This window comes from Terriglobus sp. 2YAB30_2, from assembly GCF_052114765.1.
In the GTDB taxonomy this organism is placed as follows: Bacteria; Acidobacteriota; Terriglobia; order Terriglobales; family Acidobacteriaceae; genus Terriglobus.
This window is the reverse complement of the sequence record NZ_JBFRFJ010000001.1, coordinates 262,536-280,392: the sequence shown is the minus strand read 5'-3', so window position 1 is coordinate 280,392 and position 17,857 is coordinate 262,536. Positions and strand designations below refer to the sequence as shown.

General features: G+C 56.0%; 14 protein-coding genes. 12 read left to right on the top strand and 2 right to left on the bottom strand.

The annotated features are described in order from the left end of the window. Together AB4Y89_RS01060 and AB4Y89_RS01055 are read right to left on the bottom strand one after the other, a co-directional pair. Complete coding sequence (locus tag AB4Y89_RS01060) at positions 1–840, bottom strand: glycosyltransferase family 2 protein (protein WP_442299060.1); 840 nt, start codon at positions 838–840, stop codon at positions 1–3. Positions 841–875: 35 nt separating this feature from the next. Continuing rightward, positions 876–2,243, bottom strand: coding sequence for a nucleotide sugar dehydrogenase (locus tag AB4Y89_RS01055; protein WP_442299059.1), 1,368 nt, complete (start codon positions 2,241–2,243; stop codon positions 876–878). A 266-nt stretch (positions 2,244–2,509) separates the two neighbouring features. On the opposite strand from AB4Y89_RS01055, the gene AB4Y89_RS01050 reads away from it, so the two are divergent. From AB4Y89_RS01050 to AB4Y89_RS00995, 12 genes are all read left to right on the top strand, one after another. Further along, positions 2,510–3,634 carry a Gfo/Idh/MocA family protein gene (locus AB4Y89_RS01050; RefSeq protein ID WP_442299058.1) on the top strand — a complete coding sequence of 375 codons (1,125 nt, stop codon included), beginning with the start codon at positions 2,510–2,512 and terminating at the stop codon, positions 3,632–3,634. Between the two features lie 24 nt (positions 3,635–3,658). Next, the gene (locus tag AB4Y89_RS01045) at positions 3,659–4,042 is read left to right on the top strand and encodes an EamA family transporter (RefSeq protein WP_442299057.1); all 384 of its coding nucleotides are present in this window, start codon (positions 3,659–3,661) and stop codon (positions 4,040–4,042) included. Beyond that, positions 4,039–4,410 carry an SMR family transporter gene (locus AB4Y89_RS01040; protein WP_442299056.1) on the top strand — a complete coding sequence of 124 codons (372 nt, stop codon included), beginning with the start codon at positions 4,039–4,041 and terminating at the stop codon, positions 4,408–4,410. Before AB4Y89_RS01045 ends, AB4Y89_RS01040 begins: the two co-directional genes overlap by 4 nt. Before the next feature lies 1 nt (position 4,411). Continuing rightward, on the top strand, positions 4,412–5,821 hold the full coding sequence (locus AB4Y89_RS01035; RefSeq protein ID WP_442299055.1) for an NAD(P)/FAD-dependent oxidoreductase: 1,410 nt from the start codon (positions 4,412–4,414) through the stop codon (positions 5,819–5,821). A 210-nt stretch (positions 5,822–6,031) separates the two neighbouring features. Further along, positions 6,032–6,796 (top strand): polysaccharide deacetylase family protein, encoded by a 765-nt coding sequence (locus AB4Y89_RS01030; RefSeq protein ID WP_442299054.1) that lies wholly within the window; start codon positions 6,032–6,034, stop codon positions 6,794–6,796. Between the two features lie 70 nt (positions 6,797–6,866). Further along, positions 6,867–7,988 (top strand): glycosyltransferase family 4 protein, encoded by a 1,122-nt coding sequence (locus AB4Y89_RS01025; RefSeq protein WP_442299053.1) that lies wholly within the window; start codon positions 6,867–6,869, stop codon positions 7,986–7,988. Beyond that, positions 7,957–9,321 (top strand): glycosyltransferase family 4 protein, encoded by a 1,365-nt coding sequence (locus AB4Y89_RS01020; protein WP_442299052.1) that lies wholly within the window; start codon positions 7,957–7,959, stop codon positions 9,319–9,321. The genes AB4Y89_RS01025 and AB4Y89_RS01020 overlap by 32 nt, the downstream gene beginning before the upstream one ends. Before the next feature lie 163 nt (positions 9,322–9,484). Further along, the gene (locus AB4Y89_RS01015) at positions 9,485–10,039 is read left to right on the top strand and encodes a polysaccharide biosynthesis/export family protein (RefSeq protein WP_442299051.1); all 555 of its coding nucleotides are present in this window, start codon (positions 9,485–9,487) and stop codon (positions 10,037–10,039) included. A gap of 173 nt (positions 10,040–10,212) precedes the next feature. Then, the gene (locus tag AB4Y89_RS01010; RefSeq protein WP_442299050.1) at positions 10,213–11,319 is read left to right on the top strand and encodes a hypothetical protein; all 1,107 of its coding nucleotides are present in this window, start codon (positions 10,213–10,215) and stop codon (positions 11,317–11,319) included. Continuing rightward, positions 11,309–12,781 (top strand): GumC family protein, encoded by a 1,473-nt coding sequence (locus tag AB4Y89_RS01005; RefSeq protein ID WP_442299049.1) that lies wholly within the window; start codon positions 11,309–11,311, stop codon positions 12,779–12,781. Before AB4Y89_RS01010 ends, AB4Y89_RS01005 begins: the two co-directional genes overlap by 11 nt. Before the next feature lie 229 nt (positions 12,782–13,010). Then, positions 13,011–13,589: a tyrosine-protein kinase family protein gene (locus AB4Y89_RS01000; protein WP_442299048.1), complete on the top strand. Its 579-nt coding sequence runs from the start codon at positions 13,011–13,013 to the stop codon at positions 13,587–13,589. A gap of 53 nt (positions 13,590–13,642) precedes the next feature. Next, positions 13,643–17,857, top strand: a complete 4,215-nt coding sequence (locus tag AB4Y89_RS00995) for a BACON domain-containing protein (RefSeq protein ID WP_442299047.1) — start codon at positions 13,643–13,645, stop codon at positions 17,855–17,857.

The window sequence follows — 17,857 nt, the reverse complement described above, 5'->3', positions numbered from 1 at the left end:
CTAACGGCTTCCAACAATCTTCATCACTCGCCCTACATCCTCCCTCTTCTCCTGCCCGTCCTGCTTTGCCTCGGGCGTGCAGAAGGACGGATATCCATTGTTTCCGGCGAAGATGCAATCCAGAGCCAGTTTCAAGTGGTCTTTGACTGTGCGAAGAATCCGCATTTTGCTGCATCCGGTAGTACGTCGATGCAGCGCCATTGGCACCTCGTGGATCCGATAGCCAAGATAGGATGCATTCATCAAGATCTCCACTGTAGAGACAAATCCGTTGCTCCGGAAATGTGCTCGCCTGATGAAAGAACCCCGATATGCGCGGAACATGCTTGTATAGGTGTAGAGCTTGACCGGCGAGATCGAGCGATAGAGCCGCGAACAATAGCGGCTGAGAGCATACCGCCACGGCGAGACACCCTCGACGGAGCCTTGAGGGTGATACGGAGATGCCACAACCACATCCGCCTTCCCCTCCACGATCAAATGAACCATCTGGGCAAGGTGGTCCGCGCGGTAGCTGCAATCCGCATCCAGGGTGCAGATGATGTCCGCGCTTGCTGCGATCTCAAATCCGGTGCGGAATGCGGCGCCGACACCGAGATTGTTGGGGTGTGAAACCACTTTGTAAGAGGTCCCGTACGGTGCCGTCCGTGGCAGAAGCGCCACGGTACGGTCCGTACTTCCGTCGTCGATAAACAGGTAAAAGGTGATGTAGCGATCCTGCAGACTCCGCTGTAACTCCGCGAGCCGGATCCTGAGCACCTGCAGTGATTCCTGCTCATTGCAAACAGGTATGACTACAGCAACTCGAGGACGGCTAGGGCTATGTCGCGTGTCATGCATTCAATCTCTCCTTGTCTATCCCCGAGGCACCTTGTTTAGCAACGAACGATCTTGGAAGACACGATTCCGCGGGTGGCGTTGCGCGTGTCCACAACAAGTTGTGAATCGCGCACGATCGCCTCGTAGTCATAGTCAGAGTGATCAGTGGCAATAACGACGCAGTCGTAGTCAGCCAGACGATCCAGGGGAGTACATGTCATGCCCAGGTCGTAATGCCGTCCCCGGCCAACAGTTGGGAAGTATGGATCGTTATAGTCGACGCTTGCCTTCTCTTCCTGCAGCATCTCGATAATCTCGAGCGACGGAGACTCACGCAGGTCGTCGATATCTTTCTTGTAAGCGACACCGAGAACCAGGACCTTTGCCCCGTTCATCGATTTGCGGTGCGTGTTAAGAGCCTCTGAGACCGAGTGCACCACGTGACGAGGCATTCCCTCGTTGATCTCGCCGGCCAGCTCGATAAAGCGGGTGTGGAAGTTCCACTCCCGGGCCTTCCAGCTCAGATAGAAGGGATCGATTGGGATACAGTGACCACCCAGACCAGGACCGGGATAGAACGGCTGGAAACCGAACGGTTTGGTCGCGGCGGCATCGATGACCTCCCAGATGTCGATTCCCATCCGGAGTGAGAGCAGCTTGAGTTCGTTTACCATCGCGATGTTTACGCACCGGTAAATGTTTTCAAGCAGCTTGGTCATCTCTGCCGCCTGCGTCGATGAGACCGCAACTGTGCGGCCAAAAATATTCCCATAGAGCGCGCCTGCCAGCTTTCCGGCAACTGCGCCATGCCCGCCGATAACCTTCGGGATATCGCGGCGAGCCACAGTGTTATTGCCCGGATCCTCACGTTCAGGCGAGAACGCAACATAGAAGACATTCGCGTCTACATCCATACCCCGCTCATAGGCCTGAAGGCCTTCGGGGCAGCCACGGTCCAGGATGGGGATCAGCACCTCTTCGGTTGTGCCCGGATAAGTCGTACTCTCCAGAACGACCAATTGGCCCCGGACCAGCCATGGGGCGATGGATTCTGCTGTCTTTTGAATGAACGAGAGGTCAGGATCCCGATGATCCGTCAGCGGCGTGGGGACGCACATGATGATGGCATCCTGTTCGCTGATTTTGCTGAAATCGGTCGTCGCACGGAACCCGCGTGAACGGGCCATTTCAATTTCCGTCGCCGGAATGCGGAAGATATAGCTCTTCCCATCTTCCAACTGTTCCACTTTGCGGGCGTCAATATCGAAGCCCTGCACTGTAAAGCCCGCTTCCGATAGAAGAAGGGACAGGGGGAGACCAACATATCCAAGGCCGATAACACCGACCTTTGCGGTCTTCGCTTGGAGCTTTTCGAGCTGACGCTCCGCTTGACGAGTTTGCGTGGAGACGGTTACTAAGTTCATGCCGCGAAGATTGCACGGGATATGCCAAATCCTCTGGCCCAACTTAGCGATATTGCTGGAGCGCCACTCTGTAACTGCTTATTTGCGCTATCGTGCCCCTCTTTTGGGGTCCCGGATACCCGGCCAAAGAGGGGAAAAGTATGCAAAGAGTTGCGCGTAACCTGCCATTTTCGGGTGCAAATGGCAGGCTTCTGCTCCCTCTAAGGTGCGATCCGAATTGGCATAGAGATTGCTCCTGTGTCTGCATGCAGTTCATACAAGGAGACATGCACGATATGGGAGCTCGATTGAAGGTAGGAGTTGTGGGTCTGGGCGCCTGGGGCTGTAACGTTGCCCGGTGCCTCTATGAAATGCCCGAGTGCGACCTGGTGATCTGCAGCGATCTGAACGAGGGCCGCTGCTCGATGGCGCAACGCAACTGGAATGTGCAAACCGTTGCATCACTTGATGAAATGCTCGCGCAACACCCCGAGATCGAGGCTGTGGTCATCAGTTCTCCAGCTACGACCCATTACAGCCTCGCGAAGAAGGCGCTTCTTGCCGACAAAGATGTTTTCGTAGAGAAGCCCTTCACCCTGAATGTCCGAGATGCCGAGGAGCTATCGGCCTTGGCGGCGGCGAGGAGACGGATCCTTATGGTTGGGCATCTTCTCGAATACCATCCCGCCGTCAATCGTATCCGCGAGATCATCCAGTCCGGCGATTTGGGGGAGATCTACTACATCTATACACAGCGGGTAAATCTCGGCCGCATTCGTGGCGATGAAAACGCCCTCTGGAGCTTTGCGCCACACGATCTCTCGCAGATTCTCTACATACTCGGCGAGGATCCGGTCGATGTGAGCGCCAGGGGACAGTCATTTATCCAGGACGGCATTGAAGATGTCGTCTTCCTCAGCCTGTTCTTCGCGAATCGCCGGATGGCGCATATCCACATCTCATGGCTCGACCCGCACAAGATGCGCAGCACGACCGTCGTAGGCAGCAAGAAGATGCTGGTCTTCGACGACGCGGCAGCTTCCGAGAAACTTCGGATCTATGACAGCGGTGCACAGAGCCCAGCTACATGCTCATACGGCGAAGCGATCCAGGTGCGTTTCGGCGACATTCAGATACCACATCTGATCACGACCGAGCCGCTCAAACTTGAGTTCCAGCATTTTATTAACTGTGTCGAGAAGCGCATCACCCCAAGGAGCGACTCTCAGGACGGTCTACGTGTCGTCCGCATTCTGGAAGCGGCTCAAAAATCCCTGGAAATGGACGGCCTGCCTGTATCGCTTCACTCGGGCAGCGTTTCCAAAACACTCCACCCACCACAAACCATTAACCGGCAGTGGACGCCGAGCCTACCGATGGTCCCGGCCATGCCGGTAGTCGCGCATTCCTAGACCAGTTAAAAAAACAGGATCTTCATGCGAACGATTCGCTACAAGACAGAGATGTTGGTGGGAGGCTCAGTGGCCATGGCTGCGGCCGGGCAGATACTGATCAAAGTCGGCCTTTTGGGGAAAGGTAGATTTGGTCTATTGGCCCTCCACTGGCCACTGAGTCTCCCATGGGGGGTGTTGATCGGGCTTTGTGTCTACGGAGTTGGAACGCTGCTCTGGTTTGCCGCAGTCGCGCAAAAGAACATTAGTTACCTCTACCCTCTCGCTGCCGTTAACTACATTTTGCTGGGATTTTTGGGCCACTATCTTCTGCACGAATCGATGGGGCCCAGGCGCTGGACCGGTATTACCGTCATGGCGGTTGGCATTGCATTGCTTTCCAAAACCGATAGGGGAATGGTCAGATGAATGCCGATACCACGCCATCGCTGGCATATTCGTGGGGAATACTCGCCGCAAGTATCACCTCGGGGTCGTTTGCACAGATTACCCTCAAGCATCTGACGAACACCCTTGCCAAGAAACAGAAGGCGGGCCGCTTTGTCGCCATCCCATGGGTCGGTCTCTGGATCATTTTGTTTGGACTGGCAACCGTGTGCTGGCTCATCGCGCTGCGCCATCTGGATATTTCATACGCTTATCCCCTCCTCAGCCTGGGATATGTTCTGGTAACAAGCCTGGCAGCCCTTCTGCTGGACGAACATGTATCCCGATCGCACTGGCTGGCAATTGGACTTATTACATGCGGCGCCGCACTCGTCGCGGGGAGTATCTGACATGCAACAAGGCACATTGCGACCTTCCCATATCGCTGTTGTGGGCGGCGGTTTTACAGGCATGGTATGCGCCTTCCGCCTGCTGCGCGCCGGATACAAAGTAACGATCCTGGAAAGCCGGTCGGACCTGGGCGGCCTGACCAGCACCCACAATTTCGGCCCATTCCGTTGGGACAGGTTTTATCACTGCATCCTTACGTCGGATAAAGCCTTGCTGGGTCTTCTCACCGACCTGGAGCTGAGTGATCAACTCCAGTGGACCAAGACTGAAGTCGGTCTGTTCTCCCAGGGCGCCCTGCACAAGATGACCAGCCCGATGGATCTACTCCGTTATCGTCATCTCTCACTCGCATCCAAGCTCCGCCTGGCGCTGATGACTCTATATGTGACAAAGATCAAAGACGGCCTTGCTCTGGAATCCATTCCTTTGTCTCAATGGACCCGCCATATCTTCGGCAGGAAGGTATACGAGCAAATATGGGAGCCGCTCTTCCGCTGTAAGCTCGGCGAACTACGCAGGTATGCATCGGCGGCATTCCTCTGGGGTACGCTCGTCCGGCTTGCATCGACACGGCAGCGTGGTCCGGGGCAACAGGAGCAGCTCGGCTATGTTCGCGGGGGATATAGCACTGTTTTTCACAGACTGCAGCAGGTCGTTGTGTCACTTGGAGGCTCGACCAACACCGGAGTGAAGATCCGGTGTATCTCCTCGAATAACCCTACGCAGGAAGGACATATCCGCGTCAAAGCCTGCCATAAAGATATGTACTTTGACGGCGCCATTCTAACCGCGCCGAACAGAGTCATCGCCGATTTGCTCGACACGGACGATGCCGCTTACAAAGCCCGCCTGGGGCAGGTAATGTACCTCGGGATTATCTGCGTTGTTCTGGTTTTGAAAAGGCGTCTGAGCCCGTTCTATGTAACGAACGTGACAGAAAAGATCGGCTTCACGGGCGTCATCGAAATGACGAACCTGATCGATCCCGCGCAGGAGACCAACAACCGCCATCTCGTGTATCTGCCCCGCTACGCTGCTCCCGACGATACCTTATTCGAGGCCTCCGACGATGCAGTCTGGCAGCACGTCTGGACCGATCTTTCGCGGATGCACCCCGACCTTACGGAAGCGGACATTGAGCATCGTTTTGTCTTCCGCGAGCGGGTCGTTCAACCCGTGCCGACGCTAGGGTATTCCGAGATTCTGCCTCCGGCACGGACGCCGGTCGCCGGCGTCTATGTTGCCAATACCTCTCAGATACTGAATGACACGCTCAACAATAACGCGATGACGTCCATCGCCCAGGCTACATGCGACGAACTCATGAAAGATATCCCGTTGCAGCAGCAGGTCGAGACCTTAGCGCCGAAAGGGACGGAAGAGGCGCTCAGGCCCGCTTTCGCACGGTAGGTGTCCCACTATGCATATCTCCATGATCTCCATCGAGGCCATTCTCCAAGCAATCGATCACCTATTGCTTGGCCGCCCGGTGATCTCACTTCTTTTGATTTCCGGATGTCTGTTCCTCATCTCTGAGGTAATCCAGCGTGCCAAACGGAGCCAGATCCCTGTGCCGACAAAGACACAGATGCTCCATCAAGGCACAGAAGACAGTTCCCTATGAACCTTTCATCCACCATCGTTCCGCACGTCCTGGCCTATCACGAGATCGACGACCAGAATTCGGCGGATGTCTATTGCATCTCTCCGGATACCTTCATGAGCCATATGTGGGCTGCCGCCCATGAAGCTGAACCGGTCAAACAATCGGCGTATATTACGTTTGACGACGGCCATGTGTCGCATATGCGATGGGCGGTTCCCATTCTGAATGAGCTCGGCGCACAGGGACATTTCTTCATTCCTACGGCCTGGGTGGGATCGAAGCACGGATATGTCACTTGGAACGATGTACGGTCGATCGCCGACCAGGGGCATCGGATCGGCTCCCACGGTGCCACTCACATCTTTTTATCGGCCTGCAACCCCTCCCAGTTAGAACAGGAGGTTCGCAGTTCCAGACTGACCCTCGAAGCCAAGATCGGCCAGGCTGTCACATCGATTTCAATGCCTGGCGGGCGTTGGAATGACACTGTGATTCGTGCCTGCGCCGTGGCGGGATACGAAGAAGTCTATACCTCGGAGCCTGGCATGTACCGTACAGCTACGGTCGAGAACAGCATACGGCTTCCTGCGGTTATTGGAAGATTTGCGGTACGCCGTAAGACCTCACTCCGCACAATTGCCGCCTACCTTGAAGGCGATCTTTTCGCTGTCAGCCGGCTTCGCGGTATGTATCGGTTTCGTCAACTTGCTAAACGCATGATCGGAGACAGGGGCTATCAACAAATCTGGTCTTCCCTCTTCCGTGCGATGCCAGGCTGAACGATGTGGGGTGTAGTGTATGCGGGTTCTTCAACTTGTCTCAAGTTCCGGCTTCTACGGCACGGAAAGAATGATCTGCCTCCTCTCGGCCGCTCTTCAACGCGCCGGAGCTGAGGTCTATATCGGCGTCTTCAATGGCTCAAGTGCATCCTGTTCGCGTTTTGTCCAGGAGGCTGAACGTCAGAATCTGCCGGTACTCAATCTCGCCTGCAAAGGAAGGTGGAGCCTTAGGACCATTGTGCTTCTGGCCAGATGGCTCCGGATGAACCATATCGAAGTGCTGCACACCCATGGCTATAAAGCGAATATCTATGGGCTGGTGGCTGCCCGTCTCGCAGGCTGCGCGCTTGTTGCAACCTGTCACAACTGGACCAACCGGACCGCATCCCTTCGGCAATACGCTACGCTCGACCGGTTTCTCCTCCGTCACTTTGACCGTGTGGCAGCCGTATCGCACGGAGTCCTGTCGAATCTGCGACGTGCCGGTGTGCCCGGGCGGCGCATACGGCAGATCCCCAATGGCATTGAGGTCGCTACATACAAGGCCGCATCGCAAACGCCCAACCGGTCTGGGCGTATTATTCTCGGTTGCCTTTCGAGACTTTCGAAAGAAAAGGGGGTCGATGTTCTGGTTTGGGCCCTTCCCAAACTATTGGCGGCCTATCCCGAACTGCAGTGCGTCGTTGCGGGAGAAGGTCCCGAACGGGAGCGCATTCTCGCGTTAGCGGCCGAGCTCTGCGTCTCTCACGCTCTTCACCTACCTGGGTTCTGTGACGACACCGCTCGTTTTTTGTCGCGTTGCACACTTGTCATCCAGCCATCGAGAATCGAAGCGATGCCTCTGGCAGTACTGGAGGCGATGGCTTCTGAAAAACCCATCATAGCCTCGGCAGTCGGCGAAATTCCTCGTTTGCTGGAAGACGGCAAGGCAGGCCTGCTTGTACCGCCCAATAATCCGGATATGCTGGCAGACGCCATTCTGAGGCTGCTTTCTTCACCGGAGAAGCAACAAGAATTGGCGGCTCGCGCGGCAGAAAAGGCTGCCGCGTGTTTCGACGTTTCGGTCATGCTCGACGGCTATCTCATGACGTACAAGGAAGCGATGGCAAAGCGTCATCTCCTGGTGAGAACTAGCCCTTCGGAGAAAGCAGGCGCATATTATGGGCGTGGTACCGATCGCAACATCGCATAAGGCGACAGGAGGCACGCAACCGGAGGGCTCATCCTTGCGTGTATGGCTGAGTGATCCGTTGTGTTTTACCCCCTGGTATACAGCCTCGCTAGCCCGCGCCCTTGCTTCAGCGAATGTCTCCCTGCGGCTGCTGAGTGCCAGCGTCTCTCGTGAGCCTGAGTATTTTTCCCAGGTGAGTCTCTCTCCTGATCCGGGTCCTTTTCATTTCGACAATCTGGCAAATGGCTGGCCATCATCACTGCGGCGTGTCATGCGCTGCGCAGCTGCCATCTCGAATTCCATTGCACTCGCAAGAACACTGGAGAGTACTCCCTCAAAGCGCCCCGACATTATCCACCTGCAGCAGCTCCCTCTGTTAAACCACAACATCGGTAGCGACTTTGAGCTGCTCGGAGCCGCCCGGAGATGCCACATCCCGGTTGTGCACACCGTTCATAACCTGCTTCCGCACGACACTGGGAATCGCCTGGAAAACATCTTCGGCCGCCTCTATCGCAGTGTGGATCACCTGATCTGTCACTCGCGGGATATCGCAGATGCCCTGGGGGCTCGATTCGACATACCTTCCATCTTCATCTCTGTCATACCGCATGGGCCCCTCTTTGAATCCGCAGATCATAGGAGTCCCAGCGACGCCCGTGCAACGCTGAACCTTCCTCAAGACCGCCCGATTGTTCTCTGGCAGGGCGTCATGGCGTCCTATAAAGGATTAGACCTGCTGCTCCAGGCGTGGACGGCCAACGTGCCTCGATGGAAAAATCGATCGATGGTTATGCCCCTGCTGGTCATCGCAGGAACGGGTTCCTCAGACGTTGAGGCCGAGGTTCAAGCAGCAGCCGCTTCCCTCCCGGACACCGTGCGGGCTGACATTCACTACATCCCCACAAGCCGACTGCCCTCCTACTACCAGGCTGCCGACCTGCTGGTGTATCCCTATCGATCGATAACGACCAGCGGCGCTTTGCTGACAGGCTTGTGCTACCGGAAGCCAATTATCGCCTCCGACCTGCCGCCATTCCGGGAGTATCTGGAACCAAACCAGAACGCTCTGCTGGTGCCTCCGGGAGACGTTGCAGCGCTTTCCTCTGCACTCGAAGAAGCGGTTGACGGCATCACAAACCTACATCGACAGCCACGAGCGGAGGCAGGCAGAAACATCTATCTCGACCTTCTCATGGGAGCAGCAAATAACCATCGCAGGTACGTTGGCTGGGATCAGATCGCGCGGCAAACGATCGAGGTGTACCGGATGACAATCACAGCCAAAGCTGCGCAGCCGAAAGTATGCAAGATCCTGCAAACATTTCCAAAGGCATCCTTCCGCAAATCCTGATATTCGCCAGAAACGCCCTCAAATAGAGGGCAGATTTGGCTTTTTGATTGCTTCCTCAAGCATCGGAAGGATGGCCATTATGAAGCCCAGGTCTCATACCATTTGGTTCTCGCTAGCATGCTCGGCTCTTCTCTGCGCTGGAAATTGCTACGGACAACAGCGCGTGGCAGATGCAGGCAAGACCAACGCTCCGAGTGTGCCGAAAGCAGACCCTCGCGCTACCCCTGCCGTTGCCACGCCCCAGTACACGATTGGAAGCGGAGACGTCCTCAACATCCAGGTCTGGAAAGAAAAGGATCTGAGCCAGACGGTCGTTGTCCGTCCCGATGGCAAGATCTCACTCCCACTGCTCGGCGAAGTTTATGTCGCAGGCAAAGAACCGTCCCAGTTGGAAGACCTAATCCAGACCCGCCTTCAGTCAATGGTGGTACAGCCGCGTGTGACGGTCACAGTAACCGAGATACACAGCCGAATGGTCTACATCACCGGAGAAATCGCACGTCCCGGAGCCTACCCATTGAACACCCCGATCACAGTGCTTCAGCTAATCGCGCAGGCCGGTGGTCTCAACCAATTCGCCTCCAAGAAAAAGATTCACGTAGTTCGTGCAGGCGGGCCAGCCAGCGGGATCTGGATGAATTACAAGTCTCTGATTCAAGGTTCCGATACGAATCACAATCTGCAGCTCAATCCCGGCGACACAGTGGTGATCCCGTGAAAGTACTCAACCCTGTTTCCTTGCTCTGTCTTATCTGCCTTACTGCCCCGGCCGGTGTAGTTGCTCAAGCTGCGCACACACAAACGTCTTCCCAGGCTCAGGACCCCGTACGGGTAGACAATGGCCAATCCTCAACACAACAAGAGATCCGTCCGACGTGGGTAGACGCAGCGATGCCACGCGAAGAACGGCCTTATTTTGATCTCGAAGCGTCGCTCTCGTATGGCCGGGATACTGCCATAAACAACGCACCGGACCTGAAGTCCAACACCCTTGGATTACAGGGCCACGTCGGCATCAGTTCGGTGGGACACCGCTTCTCCAGCTATCTTACGCACGACGCCACCGTACTTCAGTTCCCGGCAAGTGATATCAAAATGCAACAGTATCACTGGACAACCATCGGCATGACTGAGATCACCAGCCCCCGTACCGTATGGGGTCTGAACGCTGCAAATGCATACGGCGCAGATGCGGCGCGCGCGGGAAGCAGCGTCAGTCTTGCTAATGTAAATTCAGCAATCAACAATAACGGCGTACAAACGGGACTCATCACCGGCGACACGCTTCAGCAATACGTAACATTTCTTGTCGACCACGAAACTTCAGAAGTAAGTGCGCTATCTTTCGGCGCAAGCGCAGGCTTCCATAATTTCCTTGGGGCTGCCCCCTCCACCCGGCAATACGAGATAAATGCGGCTTATCGCGAATTGTGGAGTCGCCGCCTGCTCATCGGGGTTCGAGGCGATGCTGCACAACAGAACTTCGGAGCGGGTACCTGCGTAACCGCCGCGCTTGGAGCCTTCTCCACGTACCAGATGACCGCAGCGATGCGGGTCGAAGGCTCAGGTGGTCCGGTTTTCGGTTCTGCAGAATGCACCGGCAATTATCAATACGAGTTTGCCGTTTCAGCGCAGAACGCTCGAGGAAACCGGGCCTACATCGGTACAAGCCGTAAACGCGGCAATGGTGCCGTCGCAGGGTCCCTTTGGGAGACCTCAGTCTATGGCGGAGTGCAGGTTGGCAATCCCAGACGGTTCACGGCTGCATTCAACGGTGGTTATAGCAGCTACCATGGCGGAGCTTTGACGGATACAAGCTCCGACATCAATGGTTATTTCCTGTCGGGCGAGTACCACCGTCCTCTTTCGCAATGGGCGGAATGGTCATTTACAGCACGTCATTTTCAACGCACCGTCTCTTCGGTCGATTTGGCCAGAACGGTCTTTTTCGTAACATTCACCTGGTCGAGGCAGCATGGAGGTTCCCATGGCAGATGAGCATATTCCCATTTCCGAGCGCATCTCGATGTTGTTCAGTGCGCTGAAATACCACTTACGACTGACTCTCATCGTCCTTGCCGTTGTCTTTGCGGGATCGGCGGTGTATATCGAGCAGATGCCGGATGTGTACATGGCACAAACTCAGATCCTGGTAAACCCTCAGCGGGTCTCGGACAAGTATGTCAGCAGCGCCGTTTCGATGGGTGCAAGCGAACGCCTGAATACTTTGAGCCAGCAGATTCTCAGTTCCTCAAGGCTCGAAAGGATTCTGGAAGACTTCGGCCTCTTTCCCCAGTTGCGCGGAAAGGTCACTCGGGAAGAACTCATCGAGCGCATGCGGAAGAACATTGGCATACAGTTGAAGCATAACTCCGATGGTTTGAGCGCCTTTACGTTAAGCTATACCGGAGACTCAGCCCAGGAAGTCGCCGCGGTTGCCAACAAGCTCGCGGATTCGTTCATCACCTGGAACCTACATGATCGTGAGCAGGAGGCTCAAGGGACGACTGCATTCCTTGCCAACGAGCTCAGCACGACGAAAAGCCAACTCGACAGCCTGGAAGAACGGCTCAGGGTGTACAAGATGAGACACCTTGGCGAGCTGCCGGATCAGTTACAGGCAAACATGCAGACGCTCTCCCGTCTTCAGGTGGAACTTCAATCGAACACCGAAGCGCAGAGCCGTCTTGACCATGAAGCGCTCCTTGCCTCCACCATGGCGCCTGAGACAACATTGCGTTCGCAGGGCATAGCACCCAGCGCACGGCAAAGACTTATCAGCGAGAGACAGACCGCTCAAGCGGAGCTCTCTGAGATGCGGAAGCACTATACCGACAGCTTTCCCGATGTAGTACAGAAACAGGCTGAAGTACAGGCCCTTAACGAGAGGATTGCCGCAACTCCCGACATGGATCCGACTGCGATTTCCTCTGACCCGCAGCCAGCCTCAAATCCGCAATTGCAACTGATCCGCCGGGACCGTGCCCGCTTGGCGAACGAACAACAGAATATCCAGATGGCGATCAATCGCTATCAGTCGAGGGTCGATTCTGAACCCGTTCGTGAGCAGGAGGTCTCGCAGCTTCTGCGCGATTACGATACGGCACGTGAACACTACCGTTCCCTGCTTGAGAAGAACTACTCCGCCCAGATGGCAGCGCAGTTGGAACATCAGCAACAGGGCGGCAGTTTCACCATGCTGGACTACGCCCGCATTCCTGACGCGCCCGCCGGCCCGAAACGTATGCCCCTTTTTATTGGAGCCTTCTTTTTGGCCTTAATCGCCGGCATCGGCGCAGCATTTGTCAGCGAAATGATGGACAGCACCGTAAAGTCGGAGCTCGAGTTACGGGACTGCCTGCCCGGCATTCCACTTCTTGGTATCACACCGAGCATGGAACAAGCACGCGGCATGTCCCGCACACTTGCTCCGCAACGCTATTTATTAGGGGGCCAATAAGGTGATCTCTCTTTCTCTTCAACCTAAAACTGATCTGCGTAGCCAGAGCTCACGACTTCAAACATCAGACTCTGATCATGACTCCGCGCGCCATACAGAACCGCCCTTCGACGCCGCATCCGGGCTTGACGGGGTAAAACGCATTGACACCAGCTGTAATGGCCAGGCACGCGAAGTCTCTGTGTTCGAAACCGACGCTAACGGGATTGCTTCAGAGCAGTTTCGATTGATGCAACACCGCCTTTCCAATATCCGTCCATCAGGCGGGGCAGTGCTAATCACGAGCCCAGGTGTCTCAGACGGGAAAAGCCTGAATGCCTACAACCTCGCGTGGGCATTGGCCGAGGCCGGCAACAACACGTTGCTGCTTGAACTCGACCTGCGCCGGCCAAGCCAAAACCGCCATATTCCGACGCCGCAGCCGTCCGGCCTGGTCGATGTTCTTACGGGAGAGACCACCGCCTTGTCCGCGATACGCAGACTCAGTGATGCTCCGTTGTTCTATTTAGGCCTGAATAAGCCGGCCTCGAAGCCGGTAGATCTGCTGCGGTCTCAGGCGCTGCAGGACCTGCTCGGCTGGGCGCGCCAGACATTTTCGTGGGTCATCATGGATGGCCCACCTGTTCTGGCGGTATCCGATGTTGAAGAGATCTTGCCCCGCGCCGACCTTGTGCTGCTGGTCGTTCGTGAGCGCGGTACGCCACGGGCGATGGTGGAACGCACTGTAGAACACCTTGGCGAACGGCTGAATTTCGTGATCTATAACAACGTTTCACTCTCCAGTGAATACGGCTACGGATATCGCTGAATTTCCGCAGCAAGCTGTCGAATGTCACGACCACTCGAAATAAGGGAACTGCCATGAACACGTCAAATGTTTGGGTCTTCCGTCATCGTCGCCTGCTCATACTCTGTGGATTGGTCTTTGCTTTTGCTCTGTTTTCGATATCCCATGCTGTGGCGCASAGCCAGGATCTTACGGTCGTCGTGCTGGTGAATTCCTCTGTTCCCTCCGGCTATAGCACCAGCAGCACAAGCCCGGGATCCTATCAAATGGGCCCCGAGAGATATCTCGTCCATTTGCAGGTTCCATATAAAGTTGTCGATATCAGTCAGACCTCGGCTACCGATCTGACCGCATCGCAGTTGATTATTGCGGGCCATAACGGTTTGAAGCCGAGTGCCGCGTGGCAGAACGCAATTCTGACCGCGGTCGCAAACGGTACAGGGTTCGTGAACCTTGACAGCGATCAGGCGATCGGCACGCAGAACCATATGATGACGATGTTTCATGCTACCGGCGCCACGTTAGGTGACGCGCAGACAAGCATTACCGTTCCCGCGGCGGTCCAGGTGGGTGGATCCACGCCGCACTACATTGCAGCACTCCAGCGTCACTGGCTCGGCGACCCGGCTGGCGACATCACCTACAACTACCACGGCAACGGATCAACAACGATTGCTTCCAATGCCACGATTCTCACCGGCGGTACCGGGACGGTCGTGGCTCAACTCGGAACCGATCCTCTGATTCTGGTCAGCACCTACGGCCAGGGGCGCATCGTCGATTTCACCACCTATGACTACCTGCACGCCGACCGCTTCGGGTTTGTCGAAGGTGTCGACGATCTATTCTGGCGCAGCCTGGTATGGGCAGCTCGCAAGCCCTTCGTGCTTCGCGGATATCCGCGCCTTGCGGCGATTCAGCTGGACGACAATGAACCCGGTGTCATGTCTCGCATTCCGGATATGTGGAACACAACTCTTACCGGCACCGTCGCTTCCGATGGCACAGGCGGTCCCTGGCTCCCGCAACTGAACATGCAGCTCTCGTCGCTGTCCACACCCGGTGGCGAGCGTGCCCAGTTGATCAGCGCCGTCAACTCCGGATTTCTGCATGCGACTCCGCATGGTCTGAACTATGGTTCGGGGGGGGATCTTTACTGGAATCTGAGTATTGCGAATACCGACGCACAGTGGCAATCGAATGTAACCTCGACTCTGCAATGGAAGCTCGGGCAGGGCGGGACGGACACCTTTCCCACCTTTGGCCGTGCGATGGTAGGCCACTACTGGGATGTCACGGACAACGCCGGATACGAGATGTGGAATAGCCTCGGAATCCGCTACATCACAACACCCCAAAATCCTGGCACCTACTACTTCAATTTTCCGAAGACAACGGCCCAGAGAATTCCCTATGGACCGTTCCGCATCTACGAACAACCCCCGGTCTATTCAGTGGATTATGAAGAAACATTTCCCTTCTTCTATGCAGATGACATGGTGGTGCACAGCGTCGCCGGAAAGCCCGCACAGACCTTCTTTGCTTTCGCGTCCCAGGTAGGACAATCCGGCGGCCGTTTCAGTCGTCCTGACGCCGTCTGGCCAAGCTCACAGAATGGCTATACCGTCGCCCAGAGCCTGAATCAATGGGAGTACTACATGTGGCACTTCTGGTCAGGCATGATGCCGGTTCAGATCTACACCCACGACGGCAACAATCTCGAATATACGACAACGGCAAACCGCCAGAGTTTCATTTCTCAACTTTCGACCTGGTTCAAAACGAATAAAGGAATTCACCAGTACATGGATGGCATGGGTGACTATCTTCGTGCCCGTAATCACTCGCTGCTTACCAGCGGAACGGTCACCGCTTCGTCCATTACACTGAAGTTCACTGGCTCCGCAACCGACGCCGATGGCCACCTCATTCCAACCAAAGCATACGTCTTCTACGGAGACGACGAGGGAACGCTTCTCGCCGTTCCTGGTTTCAGCAACGGTGGTACGTACAGTTACACGAACACGCAGCCTGCGACGATGCAGGTCACACCGGTCACGTTGAGCTTTGCGACTCCTTCCGGGTCGTCGCCTGCATCGCAGACCGTCACGATCTCAAACATCGGCTCCGGCACCTATAACTGGACGGTTTCGGACAATGCATCCTGGTTGAGCGTAAGCCCTGCGAGCGGCACGGCGGGCAGTAACACCGTGACGGTATCCGTCAATAGCTCCAGCCTGGCTGCCGGTTCCTACAGTGCCACTATCACCTTCACTTCAGCTACGGCGGCGGGCAGCCCAAAGACGGTTGCAGTCTCACTTAGTGTTAATCCGAGCAATGCATCACTGGTCGCTAGTCCGACCTCGTTGTCCTTCAGCCAGAATACCAACACCACAACGGCTACAACACAACAACTCTCCATCACGAATCCAAGCGGTACCAATGTCACCTGGACCGCTTCGGGCAATGCTTCCTGGCTTAGCGTCTCTCCGACCACCGGCGGCACGCCCGGCACACTGAATGTCTCAGTCGTTGCAGGCTCACTATCGCCTGGCACCTACAGTGGAACGGTTACCGTCAGCTCAACCAATCCTGTGCTGTCCGTATCTGTTCCTGTTACATTCCAGGTGCTCACACCGCCCATCGTCATATCCACATCAAGCCTTAGTGGGTGGACGATCTCGCCTCTCGGCGGCCTTTCCGGATGGTCATCAACCGGCAGCGCTCTTCGCTATAACGGCGGCGGCGAAGCTCCGCTCTATGCCGGCAATGCCGGATGGACGGACTACGACCTCTCCGTAACGATGACGCTGMCGGCCTCCAATTATCCTGGCGGCATCAGGGGCCGCGTTAACCCAGCCAATGGATCCGGGTATGCTCTCTGGTGCTATCCACCGGACCACACGATCAATCTCTACAGAGTGGTCAACTGGAGCATCGACAGCGGGTACACTTTGATCGGAAGCTACAACCAGCTTTCCTTTGACACCAGCGCCCACACGTACAAGCTATCGTTCCTTGGAAGTACGATATCGGTCTATTACGACGGGACGAAGCTCTTCTCGTCCACAGACTCGACTTATACCTCTGGGCTCATAGCCCTGGATCCGTCGAACCAGATTGTCACTTATAGCAACGTCTCGATCACGAATTCCGTTGCTCCACAAACCACGGCAAGCGCCTCGCCTACATCCTTAGCCTTCAGCGCCTTGCCGGGCGCCACGGCAGCCGCTCAGACGGTAACGCTTACCTCATCCCCGAGCAGCGTTTCCTGGACGGCCTCTTCTAACGCGGCCTGGCTTACCAGCTCGCCAACGCAAGGAGCCTCCACTCCTGCATCCATTGCGGTCACGGCGAGCGCAGCAAGCCTGGCGGCTGGGAGTTATTCAGCCACACTTACGCTGAGTCCATCTGCCGGCGCGTCGATTCAGATTCCGGTGACCTTCAGCGTCAGCTCACAGCCAACGGCAGTCATCAGCGTCACGCCTTCCAGCCTATATCTCTTCAGTCCTACCGGCTCATCACCGCCGCCAGCTACCGTCTCAGTGCAGAACACTGGGACAGGCGGTATGCCGTGGACCGCAACCAGCAACAGCTCCTGGCTCACCCCGTCGCCGGCTTCTTCGGGTGCGCCGGGCACGTTGACGCTAACACCGTCCAGCGCCGCGCTCGCTGCGGGAACGGTAATGGCGAACGTCACTGTCAGTTCAAGCAATGCGACTAACTCATTCACGCTCCCAGTCTCGCTTCATCTTGGGACGAAGCTATTCAGCGATAACTTCAGTACGGGCTCGTCGCAATGGACCGCTTCTCCACTTGGTCTCGCTTCAAACTGGACAGTATCGAACAATTCTTTCAATTACAACGGAGGCGGTCACACGCAGCAGTATGCGGGTAGCTCCTCCTGGACCGACTACGTCTTCTCTGCAGATGTCACTTTGACTAACCTCTCAAACTATCCAGGGGGCATACGTGGCCGTGTGAACCTCTCTACTGGCGCGTCCTACGCGGTCTGGCAATATCCGGCAGACAACGTCATCAAGCTGTTCCGCGCTACAGGCTGGTCAATCGACTCTGCCGGGCTGACGCTGCTTGCACAATCGCCGACGATCGTTATGGATACGGCGCGGCATACCCTCCGCCTCCAGTTCGCGGGTAACCAGATCATGGTGTACCGCGACAACAGCCTTATCATTTCGGCGTCCGACAGCACGCTTACTTCTGGCGCTATCGCCCTGGATGTTTCATCGCAGCCAGTCAGCTTTGCAAACGTCAGTGTTCAACAGTAG

Coding starts and splice junctions, on each gene's coding strand:
- AB4Y89_RS01060 (WP_442299060.1), bottom strand. CDS start 840: ATGCATGACACGCGACATAGCCCTAGCCGTCCTCGAGTTGCTGTAGTC.
- AB4Y89_RS01055 (WP_442299059.1), bottom strand. CDS start 2,243: ATGAACTTAGTAACCGTCTCCACGCAAACTCGTCAAGCGGAGCGTCAG.
- AB4Y89_RS01050 (WP_442299058.1), top strand. CDS start 2,510: ATGCACGATATGGGAGCTCGATTGAAGGTAGGAGTTGTGGGTCTGGGC.
- AB4Y89_RS01045 (WP_442299057.1), top strand. CDS start 3,659: ATGCGAACGATTCGCTACAAGACAGAGATGTTGGTGGGAGGCTCAGTG.
- AB4Y89_RS01040 (WP_442299056.1), top strand. CDS start 4,039: ATGAATGCCGATACCACGCCATCGCTGGCATATTCGTGGGGAATACTC.
- AB4Y89_RS01035 (WP_442299055.1), top strand. CDS start 4,412: ATGCAACAAGGCACATTGCGACCTTCCCATATCGCTGTTGTGGGCGGC.
- AB4Y89_RS01030 (WP_442299054.1), top strand. CDS start 6,032: ATGAACCTTTCATCCACCATCGTTCCGCACGTCCTGGCCTATCACGAG.
- AB4Y89_RS01025 (WP_442299053.1), top strand. CDS start 6,867: ATGATCTGCCTCCTCTCGGCCGCTCTTCAACGCGCCGGAGCTGAGGTC.
- AB4Y89_RS01020 (WP_442299052.1), top strand. CDS start 7,957: ATGGGCGTGGTACCGATCGCAACATCGCATAAGGCGACAGGAGGCACG.
- AB4Y89_RS01010 (WP_442299050.1), top strand. CDS start 10,213: ATGCCACGCGAAGAACGGCCTTATTTTGATCTCGAAGCGTCGCTCTCG.
- AB4Y89_RS01005 (WP_442299049.1), top strand. CDS start 11,309: ATGGCAGATGAGCATATTCCCATTTCCGAGCGCATCTCGATGTTGTTC.
- AB4Y89_RS01000 (WP_442299048.1), top strand. CDS start 13,011: ATGCAACACCGCCTTTCCAATATCCGTCCATCAGGCGGGGCAGTGCTA.